This window comes from Nocardia flavorosea, from assembly GCF_015477805.1.
Lineage (GTDB): Bacteria > Actinomycetota > Actinomycetes > Mycobacteriales > Mycobacteriaceae > Nocardia > Nocardia flavorosea_A.
Map to the genome: position 1 here is coordinate 1,241,088 of NZ_JADLQL010000001.1, position 14,222 is coordinate 1,255,309.

Annotated in this window: 13 protein-coding genes; 2 read left to right on the forward strand and 11 right to left on the reverse strand. The window is 67.4% G+C overall.

The annotated features are described in order from the left end of the window. Positions 1–5 precede the first annotated feature (5 nt). The 3 genes from IU448_RS05535 to IU448_RS05545 form a co-directional block, all read right to left on the reverse strand. Positions 6–1,124 (reverse strand): hypothetical protein, encoded by a 1,119-nt coding sequence (locus IU448_RS05535; RefSeq protein WP_195054363.1) that lies wholly within the window; start codon positions 1,122–1,124, stop codon positions 6–8. Next, positions 1,121–1,975, reverse strand: coding sequence for an SDR family oxidoreductase (locus IU448_RS05540; protein ID WP_195054364.1), 855 nt, complete (start codon positions 1,973–1,975; stop codon positions 1,121–1,123). The genes IU448_RS05535 and IU448_RS05540 overlap by 4 nt, the downstream gene beginning before the upstream one ends. A 104-nt stretch (positions 1,976–2,079) precedes the next feature. Beyond that, positions 2,080–2,721 carry a TetR/AcrR family transcriptional regulator gene (locus IU448_RS05545; protein WP_195054365.1) on the reverse strand — a complete coding sequence of 214 codons (642 nt, stop codon included), beginning with the start codon at positions 2,719–2,721 and terminating at the stop codon, positions 2,080–2,082. A 99-nt stretch (positions 2,722–2,820) separates the two neighbouring features. Here IU448_RS05545 and IU448_RS05550 point away from each other — a divergent pair, with 99 nt between their 5' ends. After that, entirely contained in the window at positions 2,821–3,825 is a 1,005-nt protein-coding gene (locus IU448_RS05550) for an alpha/beta hydrolase (RefSeq protein ID WP_195054366.1), read from the forward strand. 36 nt (positions 3,826–3,861) lie between these two features. Here the strand turns inward: IU448_RS05550 and IU448_RS05555 are convergent, their stop codons facing one another. From IU448_RS05555 to IU448_RS05565, 3 genes are all read right to left on the reverse strand, one after another. Further along, positions 3,862–4,902: a MerR family transcriptional regulator gene (locus IU448_RS05555; RefSeq protein WP_195054367.1), complete on the reverse strand. Its 1,041-nt coding sequence runs from the start codon at positions 4,900–4,902 to the stop codon at positions 3,862–3,864. Then, positions 4,896–5,582 (reverse strand): HEAT repeat domain-containing protein, encoded by a 687-nt coding sequence (locus IU448_RS05560; protein ID WP_416382957.1) that lies wholly within the window; start codon positions 5,580–5,582, stop codon positions 4,896–4,898. Before IU448_RS05560 ends, IU448_RS05555 begins: the two co-directional genes overlap by 7 nt. A 671-nt stretch (positions 5,583–6,253) precedes the next feature. Next, positions 6,254–7,135, reverse strand: coding sequence for an alpha/beta fold hydrolase (locus IU448_RS05565; RefSeq protein ID WP_195054368.1), 882 nt, complete (start codon positions 7,133–7,135; stop codon positions 6,254–6,256). A gap of 253 nt (positions 7,136–7,388) precedes the next feature. Between IU448_RS05565 and IU448_RS05570 the strand changes: the two genes are divergently transcribed. Continuing rightward, a complete protein-coding gene (locus IU448_RS05570) occupies positions 7,389–8,288 on the forward strand; it encodes an alpha/beta hydrolase (RefSeq protein WP_195054369.1) in 900 nt (299 codons plus the stop codon). A 374-nt stretch (positions 8,289–8,662) separates the two neighbouring features. On the opposite strand, the gene IU448_RS05575 is transcribed toward IU448_RS05570, so the two are convergent. The 5 genes from IU448_RS05575 to IU448_RS05595 all read right to left on the reverse strand — a co-directional run bounded on the left by IU448_RS05575 (position 8,663) and on the right by IU448_RS05595 (position 14,205). Continuing rightward, positions 8,663–10,162 (reverse strand): ABC transporter ATP-binding protein, encoded by a 1,500-nt coding sequence (locus tag IU448_RS05575; RefSeq protein WP_195054370.1) that lies wholly within the window; start codon positions 10,160–10,162, stop codon positions 8,663–8,665. Further along, positions 10,159–10,983 carry an ABC transporter permease subunit gene (locus IU448_RS05580; RefSeq protein WP_195054371.1) on the reverse strand — a complete coding sequence of 275 codons (825 nt, stop codon included), beginning with the start codon at positions 10,981–10,983 and terminating at the stop codon, positions 10,159–10,161. The genes IU448_RS05575 and IU448_RS05580 overlap by 4 nt, the downstream gene beginning before the upstream one ends. Further along, the gene (locus tag IU448_RS05585; RefSeq protein WP_195054372.1) at positions 10,980–11,909 is read right to left on the reverse strand and encodes an ABC transporter permease; all 930 of its coding nucleotides are present in this window, start codon (positions 11,907–11,909) and stop codon (positions 10,980–10,982) included. Before IU448_RS05585 ends, IU448_RS05580 begins: the two co-directional genes overlap by 4 nt. Further along, positions 11,906–13,438: an ABC transporter substrate-binding protein gene (locus IU448_RS05590; protein ID WP_195054373.1), complete on the reverse strand. Its 1,533-nt coding sequence runs from the start codon at positions 13,436–13,438 to the stop codon at positions 11,906–11,908. The genes IU448_RS05585 and IU448_RS05590 overlap by 4 nt, the downstream gene beginning before the upstream one ends. Before the next feature lie 494 nt (positions 13,439–13,932). After that, the gene (locus IU448_RS05595; protein WP_195054374.1) at positions 13,933–14,205 is read right to left on the reverse strand and encodes a hypothetical protein; all 273 of its coding nucleotides are present in this window, start codon (positions 14,203–14,205) and stop codon (positions 13,933–13,935) included. Between the last annotated feature and the right edge of the window lie 17 nt (positions 14,206–14,222).

Consider the following 14,222-nt stretch of genomic DNA (forward strand, 5'->3'; position numbering starts at 1 on the left):
GCGGATTACGCAGACGTCCGCTCCGGGGTGACGATGGTGCCGTAGTCGAGCCCACCGTGACTGTAGGTGGGCACGACCGGCCATTGACGTTTCCACGGAGCGCATTCCGAGGACGGAATGATCTGCAGCCAGCGCGGATCGCGGGGCGAAGGCGAGGCCAGGGTTTTCTCCTTGACCATGGAGTCGTACTGGTCGAGCGAGTCTTCCAGGGTGTTGCCGTTGAGGACGACCTCGCGGCCGTAGAACGCCGCCTGCTGTTTCACGCCGGGGATGGCGGACAGTTCGGGTTGCCAGCTGTCCGCGGCCATTCCGTTCTCCGAGGAGACCCAGACACCGTCGGGCGTGTTGAGCACCAGCGAGTGGTTGCCGTCGGTATGGCCCGGTGTCCACAGCAGGCTCACCCCGACCCCGAGTTCGACATCGCCGTCGAAGGTCAGCAGCCGGTCGCGGGGCACGCCGTTCATACCGCCGTCGACGTACCAGGCCCATTGCATCGGGTGCATGGATTCGAAGGTGCCGAGTTCTTTGCGGTGCACGAGCAGTTCGGCATTCGGGAACAGCGGTTGCCGGGGTGCGGTTTCGCCTTCGATCACCTCGGTGCTGCCCATGATCATGCGGACGTCCTGGACGTGGAGGTGGTCGAAACTGAGGTAGTCGACGTCGTCGTTGCGCAGGCCGAGCCGCGGCAGCACCGTATCGGGGTCGTTGTAGTACTTGACGAAGAATTTGTCGGCGCCGAAACGCTGGGAGAACCGCTGCAACTTGGCGTAGAACGGCGCCTCCGCCGAACCGGCCGCCACCGTGGGCTCCCAGACGAGGGTTTTCCGGGCGCCGTCGAAGCCTTCGAACTGGATCACGAACATCCGGTTGATGATCGAGATCATCGGGTTCAGGTTCAGCGAATAGCCCTGGAAGGCGAAGCGGGCGGGGTAGGGCGCCGCGGCGATATCGAAGCTTTTGACGACCCGCACCTGTCCCTGGGTGAGAAATCGGGCACGGTAGCGGGTGGCGGCTTCGCGGATTGCGGCGAGGCGTTCGCCACGGGGCCAGATATCGTGTACACCTTCGAATTCGGGAATCGGGCGCATGAGATCGGTTCCGCGGTCTTCGGTTCCGGTGGTCATCGTTCATCTCCTGGGGTGTCGTTACGGGTGAGTGCGCTTTCGTATTTCGTGCGGGCGGAACGGTCGGCGCCCAGCGCCGCGACCTGATTCGGGACCATCCGCCGCATCACCGCCGAACGCAACGCATCGGGCAGGATGCCCACAGCGCGGACCAGCGGGCCCACATAGCGTGGAACGGTGACCTCGAAGCGGGGGCGGGCGATGACATCGGCCACCGCCCGGGCGACATCGTGCGGCGTGAGCATCGCGACCGGCCCCGGCGAGGTACCTGCCGCCAGTTCGGTATCGACCACGGTGGGCATCACCACCGAGAGTTCGACTCCGCTGCCACGGAGTTCGGTGCGGACCGCGCTCAGATAGCCGTACACACCGTGCTTGGTCGCCGCATAGGTCGCTTCCCCGGCGGGCGCGAGCTTGGAGGCCGCGGAGGCAACGGTGACGATATGCCCGTGGCCGCGGGCGCGCATCCGGGGCGCGGCCAGGCGGACACCGCGGATGACGCCGTGCAGGTTGACCTCGAGCTGCCGCCGGGTCGCGCGCTCGGGTTCTTCGTCGAACCGGCCCGCCCACATCACGCCCGCGTTGTTGACCAGCACGTCGATTCGCTGCCAGCGTCGTTCTACCGCGTCGAGGAAGTGCGTGAAGGACGCTTCGTTCCCGACGTCGAGCGCGAACCCGGCCGCTTGGCCGGACAGTTGGGCGGCGGCGGCATCGGCGTGTTCCCCGTCCAGATCGCCGATCGCGACGCGCGCGCCCGCCGCGGCGAGTTCGGCGGCGATGGCCAGGCCGATACCCCGGGCGGCGCCGGTCACCGCGACGACTCGCCCCTTCAGCTCATTCGTCGAGCGCATAAGCAGCTCCTCTCCGGTGATTTGACATGTATTCATGTCAGATGAAGTGTGCAGTATGACACAGCGGGGTGGCAAGGAATCGCTCGCCGAGCCGGGATGCCGAGCTAGCGCTTCAGGCCGTCCAGGGCCGCGAGGAACAGCGTTGTACAGACGTCGACGAGCGTTTCGGGCGATTGCCGCATACCCGTCATCATCCAGTCCACGAGCAGATTGTTGACCGCACCCGACAACGCGATCGCCGTCAGGCGCGACCGCTCGTCGGACCGATCGATGCCCTCATCCGCCGACCACACGGAGGCGATCAGGCCGGCGAAACCGCGCAGTACTCCGTGGCGTAGTTCCTCGATTTCGGGCGAAACGCCCACAACCTCGATGAGGATGATCCGGGCGCGGCGCGGATCCGCCGTGAGATAACCGACGAAAGCGGCCAGCCCATCATGAGCGGCGGCACCGATATCGCCGTCCGCCGCGGTGATCGCGGCCTCGGTGGCGGCGCGGAGTTCGGCGACGAGTTCGCCGTACACACCGGCCAGGGCGGCGTGGCGGTCGCGGAAGGATTCGTAGAAGTAGCGTTCGGTCAGACCGGCCGTGCCGCAGATCTGCTTCACCGAGGTCGCCGCGAAACCGGCCGTGCCGAACAGCTCCAGTACCGCTTCCAGGATCGCGGCCCGCCGGGCCCGCGTCCGTTCGGCGGCGTCCATACCGGAATAGCGGCGGCCCGCTCCCCGCTCTCGTGCGGCGGCCATCGTCGCTCCTTCCGGTTCACGGTGTCGTCGTGCCATACTGGCCGACAACATCTGACAAGTCTACATGTCAGATACCGTCGTCTAGTCGAGGGACACGTCGTGATCAGAGAAACCGCACCCGCCGCTCCCCCATCGCACACCCCGGAGCCCGCGCTGCACCAGCACGACGAGGCCGGCCTGGGCACACGGGTGACGTATGTGCTGGCGCGCCTGATCGCCAAGCAGGGCTACCGGATCTGGCCACTGAACGATCCCGGGATCCGCGCGCTCGCACTCCTCGACGCCGCGGTGGGCCGGCTACCGCGACTACCCGGCATCGAATGCACGGTCACCGAACTGGGTGCGGTGCCCGTCGAGGAGTACCGGCCCGGCACAGCTGCACAGGACGGCTTGACCGGAGCGACCGTGCTGTACCTGCACGGCGGCGGTTTCACCTTCTGCGGCGCCGGTACGCATCGGCGCGTGGCGAGCAGAATGGCGCAGACCTTGGGCCTCCCCGTGTACTCGGTGCTCTACCGGCAACTGCCCCACGGCGGGGTCGGCTCGGCGGTGCACGACGCCAACACCGCCTACCGAGCCCTGCTCGAGCGCTGCTCCGACCCCCGCAAAGTGGTCCTCGCGGGTGATTCGTCGGGCGGTTTTCTCGCCGCCAAGACCTGCGAACTCGCCGCCGCCGACGGACTACCCGCACCCGCCGCCCTGATCGGATACTCCCCGCATATCGACCTCGATGCCGACCGGCGCGATCACGATGTCATCGGCCACGATGCCCTGATGCCGGTCTCGGCCTACCGGCGCGCGAAACGGAAATGGACCCGCGGCCCGGTGGCCCCGCGCGGTGCGCGCTCGATGCTGGAGGTCGATCCCGCGGTGTTTCCCCCGACGTTCCTCACCGCGGCACGGCGGGAAATGTTCGAAGCCGACATCCTGGATTTCACCCGGCTGCTGGCCGGCGCCGGACGCACCGTCGAAACACATATCTGGCGCGGCCAGGTACACGCTTTCCCCGTACTCGACAGGTTGCTGCCCGAAAGTCGCGAGTCGATGCGGTTGACCGGCGAATTCCTGCGCAACACCGTATACGGGGCCGAAAGCGCTTCGTGACGAACTCCGCGCGGCCACGATCCGCTGGTCGGCTGGTTACGTCTGTTCGCCGGTAGGTCGCGACCGGGGATCTGCGGCGGACCGCTCCTCGACCGCGCGCACGAGCGCCGAAGCGAGCAGGGCGACAGCCTGTTCATCGTCGTGGGCAAGTTCCCGTAGGAGGTCCAGAGCGAGAGTTCCCGGCATCTCGGCGAGCGCTTGGGTCAGTCTAATCCGCACTTCGGGATCACCCGGGTGGGCGGCGAATTCGGCGGCGAGCGCGGCCATGATCCGGTCGGCCCATACCGCGTCTCCGGCCAGACTGCCCAGCAGTTCGGCCGCCTCTACATCGCTCGGGCCGTCGACGACAGTGCGGACGAGTTCCGGCACGGCCGCGGCCACACCCCGCGCACCCAGCGCGAGCGCCGCATACCGGCGGACGGTCGGATCCCGATCCCCGAGCGCTGCGGTCAGGACCTCGGTGGCGCCGGGTAACTCGGCGAGCGCACGGGTCGCACGCCGGCGGATATCGGCATCGCCGGAACGCAGCCCCGGCGCGAGACCGGCCACCGCGTCGCCCTCGGCCCGCGCGAGGGCCCAGCGCAGCGATCCCGCGACGTTCGGATCGGATTCGGCGAGAACAGCGGCAGCCAGCAGTTCGGCGGGCGGCGGCACACCCTCGACCGGCCCCAGGATCGTCTGCTGGCGTCGCGCGGCATACGGCGAACCGAGGCCGTGCAGCAGCTCGACGATCCGCAGCACGTCCTGCCAGCCGGACGGCCCGGCGGCATCGACGGTTCGGAGCCGGTCGAGCAACTCCTGTTCCCGGTTCAGCCGTTCGCCGGTCTTCCGGATAAGGTCGCCGACCAGTGCGGACGGAGTGAAATCGGGATCGTCGAGAGCCTGCCCGATCTGACGCAGCGACAACCCCAGCGACCGCAGGCCCTCGACATGGAAGATCCGCCGGATATCGGCGGGCGAGTATTCGCGGTAGCCGCCCACCGTGCGGCCGGTGGGCCGCACGAGCCCGAGCGAGTCGTAATGCCGGAGCATCCGGGTGCTCACCCCCGAGCGGCGCGCGACCTCACCGATCAGCATTCGGCGGCCTCTGCACCGTCCGGTCCGAGCGCCACCGCCCGCCGGGCCGCGTCGACAGCGAGGTCGAAACCGGCGTCCGGGTCGTGCAGGAGCCGCTGGGTGGCATTCGCATGCGCCCGCACCACCGGGTCATTGTCCACTGCCGCGGCCTCGAGTACCGGCTCGGCCACCTCGCCGAGATCGACGAAGGCCCGGCTGAGACTCAGCTGGACTTCCCGATCGCCTCGACCCAACTGCGTAACCAATTCCGCGGCCAGTGCGCTTTTCTCCGCGTCCGGCGCCAGTACGACGGCGGCGCGCCAGGCGCTGCGCGCGACCTCGTCGTCGGGGTCCCGCAGCAAGGACCGGGTGATCGCGGGCCAGGCGGCGCGGTCACCGATCTTCGACAGCGTATGCAGCGCCTGACTGCGCGCCTGTGCACCGTCGGAAACGAGTTCCGCGACGAGTCTCGGCAGCGTTTTCTGCGTCGGAAGCCGGGTGAGCGCCCAGGTGAGCATGTCGCGGACGAAAAAGTCCGGTTCTATCGCGCACCGCTGCACCAGCGCGTCGACCAGCTCCGGCGTGGGATGCGTGCCCGCGGCCAACGCCGCCCGCAGCCGCGTCGACGAATCCCGGGCGGCCAATGCGCCCACCACTTGCGTGTGCCGAGAGTTCCTGTGTGCCGTATTGATGGGAACCACCTCCGACAGCCAGTGAAGACCTTGTCACAGTGACAAGGTCAAGTACAGGACAATCGGAGGTCCTGCAGTACGGCACGGCGCCACCGCGGTGCCGAGGCCGGGGCCGCGGTGTCGCCGTGTCTGCACGCGGTCCGCGCGAGGCGGCCGGCGTGCGCGCGCTACGCCCGTCGAGCACCACGCACCCGAGCGAGCGCATCGCTGTTTCCTGGAACAAGGACTGAGAGCGAACAAGGACTGAGAGCGTTCGAGCGGTGGTGACCCGGCGCCCACCGCGGTTGCCGCTCTCGCAGGTGCAGCTCTCCCGCACGGGACAGCCGCCGGCGGCGTAACCATGGGCTCGTATCAGCTGATGCCGAAGTCGAGCCCGAACATCACGGACAGCCACCTGAGGAACAGGTCGATACCCACATCGACGCCGAGGCCGAAGGAACCCATCGTTCCCACCTCCTTCCCGCGGATCGATCGTGTGCATATTTCCCGACCCATCTCCTGTATCGCTGACGGGCGCCCGGATGTATCGCCCGAATCGGCGTCCGAAACCCGCATCGGCTCGACCCGGCCGGTATCCGGTCCAGCGAACCGGGAGGTGATCCCGGGACGGGGGTCCCGAGAACGCCATGGCGGTGGTCTGCGGTGGCCGACCGTGGACCGAGCCACCACCTACGGGACCGTCACTTCCCGATCCGATCGTGCTTGTCGGCGAATTCCAGGAAGCGAGGAATAACCTCGTCCTGGTTCGCCCACAGCAGGTCGTGCCCGACACCCGGGTATATCTGCACGTCGACCGACGGAATGTGTTCGCGGGCACGGGCGGCGCCCCGTTCGGGATCGCTGACAACGGTATGGGCGCCGAACAGCACCAGAGTCGGTGCGGTGACCGCTGCCAGCTCGTCGTCGGTCAGCACCCGGTCCCACGGCATGCCGGACCGAAATTTCACCGCCGCCATCACCATCGCGAACTCCTCGTCGGTGAGCTGAGCGCGGGGTGTCAGCCAAGCGTTGAGCTTGCGCATCCGTTCGGGGGTCGGGCGCAGGCCGGCGGCCAGGAATTTGAGTAACAGGCTCCATTCCGGTTTGGTGAAGGTCGCCCCGCCGGGTTCGAACATCGTAAGACTGGCCAGACGGTCGGAGTGATGGACGCCGGCCATGACGGCCATCCAGGCGCCCAGTGAATTCCCGGCCAGATGGACTCGGCTCACACCGAGCCCATCGAGTGTTTCGACCACCCATTTCGCCACATCGGAGCCGTCTCGGACGGGCGCGGTCTGCACGCAACGTCCGGGCCACCCGATGACGTCCGGCGTGTACACCACGCGCTCGCTCGCGAAATCCGCAATGAACCGCTGCCACACCAAGCCGTTGCCCGAAGTCCCCGGCAGCAGCAGGATCGGGCTTCCTTTGCCGCTGCCGGACTTACGCACATGCGTCGTTCCGAATGACGTTTCGACGTCGACGACGGTCGACGGGACCGGCCACCTTTGCGCCCACGCGTCGTAGATACGCAGGAAGTCGGACTTTGCCTTGTCACTGGTGAATCGACCGATCTTCGGCATGATCACCCCTTCTCAGTCAACGAATAACTTATGTAGTTTGTAGTACTCATACTACAAACAAGAGTAGTTCGACGCTATAGAAATGCAGGCCCCCCGGCCGTGCGCTGCGCGGTAACCGGACCGACAGGTCTTCCACGCGACGAAGCCGGGCGCGGGCGCCCTCGGTGCAGGCGCCGCAAAACATGAGGGTTGACCGATACCCGATGCGGGTAAGAAAACCGGTGTCCGCTACTTCGCGCCCCCTGGGGGATACGTGCCCGAAATCGCGCAGCAAACCGAAACCAGTGCCACTGCACCGACTTTCGTTTTCGTGCACGGCCTGACCTGCAACAGCTTCTACTGGACTCCGGTGGTCCGTGAACTGGCCCTGCTCGGTCACCGGAGCCTGGCGATCGACCTACCCGGCCACGGTTTGGACGCACCGTTCCCGCTGTCGTACCAGGCACCGCAGGACCTCGCCGCGTTCACCGCCGCGGATTCGCCACTGGCCGAAATAACAGTGGAGGACAACGTCGACCATGTCGTCGATACGGTGCAGCGGGTACAACAGCACGGCCCGGTCGTCCTGATCGGGCACAGCCTCGGCGGCGTCACGATCGGCATGGTCGCCAACAAGATCCCCGAGGCCATCCACCGGCTGGTCTACCTCTCCGCGTTCTGCCCTTCCACGGCCGAGGCCCCCAGCGCCATGGCATTGGCACAAACCCCCGAAGCAGCCGAGGGAATCCCGGCCGCGAACCCGGACCATTCGCTGTTTCTCGGACTGGAGGCGGTTCCCCCGGGCATCATCCGGTTCAACATGCGTTCCGCCGATATCGAAGCCCTCGAAGATTTCCGGATGCTGAATATGCCCGAGGCCACCCTGGAACAGACACTGGCGGTCATGAATTTCGGTATGCAGCACGAGGACGGCGCCCGCACCCAGTTCGCCGACACCCGAGTCCAGCCCGAAACCTGGGGCCGCGTACCCCGCAGCTACATCCGCCTCGACCGCGACAACGTCCTCTCCCCCGCCCTGGCCTCCAAGATGATCGCCGACGCCGACCGCCTCACTCCCGACAACCCGTTCGACGTGCACACCTTGGACGCCGGCCACGGTGGTGTGGTGCTCCGGGCCCGCGAACTCGCCTCCCTCCTGGACCGCCTCGCATGAAGCGATGATGTTCTCCATCGTCGCCTGCGATCCGAAGACCGGCGGCTGGGATGTGGGAATGGCCTCGAAATACCTCGCTATCTGATCGATGCTGCCGACTGCCCGAGCGGACCGCCGGGCCCAGGTGTGGCCGGAGCTCTACCGGGCCTGGAGTTCTTCACCGAAGCGACCTGGCCACCGGCCGTAGCCGGGCCAGGACAGGGCAGGACACTGCGAGCCCGGTCACGTTCGTCCGCTTTCCCGGCTCCGCGGGTGTCCCGAATTCCCGAACAAGCCGAGGCACGCACTGCCCTGGACGGCACGCACCGATCCGCACCGCGACGCGCGAGTAGGCGATGGCATGGAACCGTCTCCGGGCCTCCGACATTGCAGGGTCAAGCGAGCAGGGCTCTCGTCTGCGGAGTAGTGGGTTCGCCGAGAACAGCGGCAGTCTTTCCGGATTCCACCACCCGGCCGTCGGCGAGGACGAATACGCGGTGACAGTGCCCGGCCACGACAGACATATCGTGGCTGATCACGAGAACACCGATCCCGCGGTCTTCGCGGGTACGGTCGATCACCTTCATGATCGCGGCGGCGGTATCGGCGTCGAGGGCGGAGGTGATCTCGTCGCAGATCAGTACCTCGGGCTCGGCGGCCAGGGCCCGGGCGATCGCCACCCGTTGCCGCTGTCCGCCCGACAGCTCGTCCGGGTAGCGGTACAGCATCGTGGGGTCCAGTTCGACCTTGTGCAGCAGTGCTGCGGCGCGGTCGGCCACCTCGCGCGACCGCACACCGGTCAGTCGCAGCGGGCGGGACAGAGTCTGCAGCACCGTATGTTTCGGGTTGAGTGTGGACAGAGGGTTCTGCGGGATCAACTGGATGCGCCGCCGGTCGCGGCGGGACCTGCGCGCGTGCCCCACGCCGAGACTGCGGCCGTTGACCTGGAGAGTTCCCGAAGCCTGCGGATGCAGCCCCGCGAGCACCCGGGCCACGGTGGTTTTGCCTGCACCGGAGGGCCCGACAAGGGCAACCGATTCACCTGCCCCTACCGAGAGGTCGATGGACGCCACCAGTGTGCGGGTCCCCGCCCGCGCCGTTATCTCCTTCGCGCGCAGGGCGATCTCGGCTCCGACGCCGTGGTCGAGTACCGGCCGGCTGTCCCGGAACCCCTTCGCGAGTGGTGCGATACGTCCCGGGACAGAACTGGCGGAGGAAGCCCGCAACGATGCCGCCCGTGGCTCACCCAGCGAGACCACAGCGTCGGCCAGTCCGTGCAAGGTCGCGGTATCGTGACCGGATACCAGCACGGCGACCTTGTCATCGGCGGCCACGGACCGCAGCAGCTCGGCGATCTCGTTGCGTAGTTGCCCATGAAGCCCGGCGAGTGGTTCGTCGACGACGAGCACGCCGGCGCCGCGGACCAGCGCCGATGCGAGCGCCACGCGGCGCTGTTCACCGCCGGACAACTCCCCGGGCCGGCTGCGCAGCATATGTTCGGGCAACCCGACCCGGCGCAGCGCCGCACCCCGTTCGGCCCGAACCGACCGCGGCGCTGCCTCGGCCAAGAGTGCGCCGACCCGCATGACCGGGTTCAGCGCGGCGCCGGGATCCTGGCCGACGTAGGCCAGGTTCTCGCGGCGGAACGTCTGCAACGCCGCACGATCCAGCCCGAAGACATCCTGTCCGTCGATGTGGATCGAACCGCTCACGCGTATGGCGCCGACGGCCAGATGTCCGAGTACCGCCCGCATCAGTGTCGTTTTACCGGCGCCGGAGGGTCCGGTGATCGCCGTGATAGTGCCCGGCGGCACCTGGAACGACGTACGGGCCAGGAGTTCGGCACCCGTGCGTGAGCGAATCGAGAGGTCCTCGACCGCAACTCCGGTGGTCATATGCCGCGCCTCCCCCGGCCGAACGCCGCTACGGCACGGTTCACACTCACCGCCAGCACACCGATGGCCAGGCTCGGGGCCAGGACAGCGGCCGGGTTGAGCAGGATTCCGCCGGCGTTCTCGCGGACCATGATCGCCCAGTTCGCGTCGCCCAGTGTGGTCGGCAGTTGCAGGAAAGCCGCGGTGCTCACCAGATACATCGCCTCCACGAACCGCAGACCCAGCTGGGTGAGCAGCGTTTCCCGCAGATTCGGCAGCAGTTCCCGGACCACGAGATAGGCCGGACCCTCCCCCCGCCCCCGAGCCGCCTCGATGAAGCCGGAAGCGGCCACCCCGGCGGCCGCCGCCGCGAAAACGCGCGCGGTGTACGGCGTTCCGGCGACCACGCAGACGATGACGAGTCCTACGGCACCCGACTCCGGCCAGGACAGCATGAACAGCAGCATCGCCAGCACCGGCGGCAGCAGTATGCCCAGGTCCGCGGCCCGTTCGAGCCACGCACCCACGCGCGGGTACAGCGCGGCCACCGAACCCAGCACCGCGGCGCATCCGGTCACCAGTAGCGCGATGATCACGGCGATCAGCAACAATCCCCACCCGCCGTGCAGTAACCGGCTCACTACGTCGTGGCCGAGCCGATCACCACCCAGCCAGGCATCCCCGCTCGGGTCCGCGAAGGTGATTCCGACCGGGTGGTCGACGGTATGGGGCGCGAGCCAAGGCCCGAGTATCGCGACCACCACCACTACGACAGCGGGCAGCGCAGGCAACCAGAACCGGAAAAAGACGGTGGCGGGCCGGCGAACGGAGGAGACGGTCACGGCCGGCCCCGATTCGACCAGGCCCGAACCGCGTCGGCCACCAGCAGAATGCCCATGATCGTCGCCCCGGTGACGGCGACGACGGCGGCGACCAGAGCAGTATCCCGATCGGATACCGACCCGGCGATGATGGCGCCCATCCCCGGATAGTTGAATATCGTCTCCACGACGAGCGCACCGCCGAACAGGGTCCCGACGGAGGTGGCGAACGACATCGCGATGGTCGGCAGTGCGAACGGCAGGATATGTCGCAGCAGAACCGTGCGTTCCGGAAGACCGTTCAGGACCGCGTTTTCCACATGCGGCGCGGCGGCCGCATCGGTCACCGCACCCCGGACGACCCGGACGTTCCAGCCGACCTGCGGTATGGCCAGGGCCAGAACCGGCAGGATCAGCATCTCCGCACCGGCCGGGTAGCCGGACCGGCCGGTGAACGTCACCGCGGGCAACCACCCCAGTCCGAGGGAGAAGACGAGAACGAGCAGGGTCGCGATAACGAATTCGGGGACCGCGATCACGAAGGCCGAACCGGGCTGGAATACCCGCGCGGCGCGACCGGTGGGCCTGGCCGCCCACCACAGGCCCAGCAGCAGCGCGACCGTCACCGTGACGATCAGGGCGATCGAAGCCAGCAGGAGTGTTTGCGGGAACTTGTCCGCCAGCAGCTCGTTCACCGACTGCCCCCGCGCGGTGGTCCCGAAATCACCCGTGACCGCGCCACTGAACCAGTCCCAGAAGCGGGCGGGTAGTGGCCGGTCCAAGCCGAGTTCGTGTTCCTTGACCGCCACCCGTTCCGCGCTCGCATCCCGGCCCAGCACAGCTCCGGCCGCATTACCGGGCAGCAGGTCGACGACCACGAATACCACGGCGAGCAGGGCGATCAGCAGTCCGAGGCGGCGCGCGACCGTCGCGGCGAATCCGATCAATGCGATATCCAGGCCCGCTCGAGTTGCACGCGACCGTATCCGCCCAGCGTAGGCAGGCCGTGCACGGACCGGGCGGCGATATCGATACCGTCGGCCATCCCCCACACGATGTATCCGCCGTGATCGTGCTGGATCCGCTGGATCTCCCGGCAGGCCGCGCTGTAATCCGCGCCGGGCGGCGCGGCGAGGGCCTCGGTGTACGCCTTGTCGAACGCGGCGTCACGGAAACCGGTCTCGTTCCATTTCGTCCGCGAATACATGACCTTGCTGGCGAAGAAAACCACCGAATCGTTGGTGCCCCAGTTCACCGTGTACAGCGGCGCCGTCAACCAGGTCTCGTCGTAGAAGGCATTCGCCTCCTGCACCACGACCTCGATCTTCAGCCCGACCTCGGCGGCCTGGCTCGCGAAAACCTTCGCCGATTCGACCTCGCCCACCGCTTCCTGCTTCGTCAGCAGTCGATACGTCTTCGCCGTATCGAATTTCGCGTCGGCGAGCAGTTGCCGGGCCCGATCGAGGTCGCGTTCGCGCTGCGGAATCGACGTATCGTATTCGGGGTCGCCGGTGCCGAGGATATCGTTGGCGACCGTGCCGTATCCCGACAACACCTGCGCCACCATCGCTTCCCGGTCCACCGCGAGCCGGAACGCTTCGCGCACCCGCGGGTCGGCGAACGGACCGTCGGAGGTACGCATCGCGATCGCCACCGCCACATCGTCGGGCCGCCGGATCACCTCCAGTTCGTCCCGCGTTTCCGCGGTCCGGCCGGCCACGGCGCCCACGCTCGACGCGAGATCGATCTGCCCGGCCATGATCGCGTTGGCCATCGATTCGGGACTTTCGAACAGCGTCACCTCGATGGCATCCAGCAACGGGGCTTCCCGGTACCAGTTCTCGTTGCGCACCAGGCGCGCGTTGCCGTTGTCGTAGGACTCGAGCCGGAACGGTCCGGTACCCACCGCCGCGGTGAAATCGGTGGTCCCCGCGGGCACCACGAACGTCATCATCCGCAGCAGCAGCGGCAACTGACTGTTCGGCGCCGCGCAGGTCAGCACCACCGCATTCGCACCGGCGGGTTGGATATCGTCACCGGACGGCACGGGGACCTTGGTTTCGCCCGCGATTTCCCGCAGCCGGCGCAGCGACCAGACGACATCGTCCGAAGTCACCGGACGGCCGTCATGGAACCGCGCCCCCTCGGCAATCGTGAAGGTCCACTTCCGCTGCTGCGCATCGGCTTCCCATTCCGCCGCCAAGCGCGGAGCCACATTCGGATCGGTCCCCGGAACGGTCAGGGCGTCGTAGACGAGCGAGGCGATGAGGAAATCGCTCTCGTTGCTCAATGTCCGATGCGGATCCCGCTCGATCTTCGACGATTTCCCGAGCGCACCGACCCGAAGCGTTCCGCCCCGCTGCGGCGGCCCCTCGCCCCTTTCACCCGACGATGAACCATCACCGCAGCCGGCAACCAGCAGTAGCGCACCCAATCCCAGGCCGGCCTTGAAAATATGACGCCTGTTCAACTCCACAGCCCGACCTCACCCAGCCCGATCAAAGGTTAGCCTCTACTAACTCGGGTTGAGAGTACCGCAACAGTGACCTGCACAGCAGCGCTTCGGGCGTGCTCCGCCGCCCGAAGTCGATCGCACGTTGGATATAGCAGCCAGACGACAAACCATGCTCGATCGAAAAGACTCCTGGCCGGCGCCCCGTATCTGGAACGGGAAACGGAGGTCAGCCGGTATTCCCACGAAGCCGAAAGGATCCGCGAGGTAGCGCTGTCCAGATCAGCGTCGCGGGATTCGATGCTGCCCCCGGCCAGTGGGACGCATTCCTCCACGCCGCGAAATCCGGCCGTTTCGACCGGCCGTAACCAGCGGCGGCGACACCCTCACCGAGGACCGATCGCTCGGTCGCCCAAACCCCTCCAGCCGAGACATCACGGCGGCCGAGACAACCGTCAGTGGCTGCTGAGATCGATACCGAGGATGTTCACGACAGCGCACCGGGCAGTGGATCGCGGTCAGGCATCGTCGCTCAGTTGCGGAGCGTCCACCTCGAGGAAATCGGGCTCCTCGACAGCCCCGGCGTGCACGGCACGGCGCACCGGATCACGCATTACCGCCGCGGTCGTCTCCCACGCATGCAGCACTTCGCGTAACGGACCCGAATCCCCGGATGCCAGCGTCGATGCCGCAGCATTGCGGATCTCGGTCAACGCCTCGGCCTGGTCATCGCTGTCGAATTCCGATAGCCACGCCAAATCACCCAGGTCCACCGGGTTGCGGGCGGGCATGGCTTCGGCGACGAACC

Excerpts from the sequence above, each read along its gene's own strand:
- IU448_RS05535 (WP_195054363.1), bottom strand. The coding sequence starts at position 1,124 with ATGACCACCGGAACCGAAGACCGCGGAACCGATCTCATGCGCCCGATT.
- IU448_RS05540 (WP_195054364.1), bottom strand. The coding sequence starts at position 1,975 with ATGCGCTCGACGAATGAGCTGAAGGGGCGAGTCGTCGCGGTGACCGGC.
- IU448_RS05545 (WP_195054365.1), bottom strand. The coding sequence starts at position 2,721 with ATGGCCGCCGCACGAGAGCGGGGAGCGGGCCGCCGCTATTCCGGTATG.
- IU448_RS05555 (WP_195054367.1), bottom strand. The coding sequence starts at position 4,902 with ATGCTGATCGGTGAGGTCGCGCGCCGCTCGGGGGTGAGCACCCGGATG.
- IU448_RS05565 (WP_195054368.1), bottom strand. The coding sequence starts at position 7,135 with ATGCCGAAGATCGGTCGATTCACCAGTGACAAGGCAAAGTCCGACTTC.
- IU448_RS05575 (WP_195054370.1), bottom strand. The coding sequence starts at position 10,162 with ATGACCACCGGAGTTGCGGTCGAGGACCTCTCGATTCGCTCACGCACG.
- IU448_RS05595 (WP_195054374.1), bottom strand. The coding sequence starts at position 14,205 with ATGCCCGCCCGCAACCCGGTGGACCTGGGTGATTTGGCGTGGCTATCG.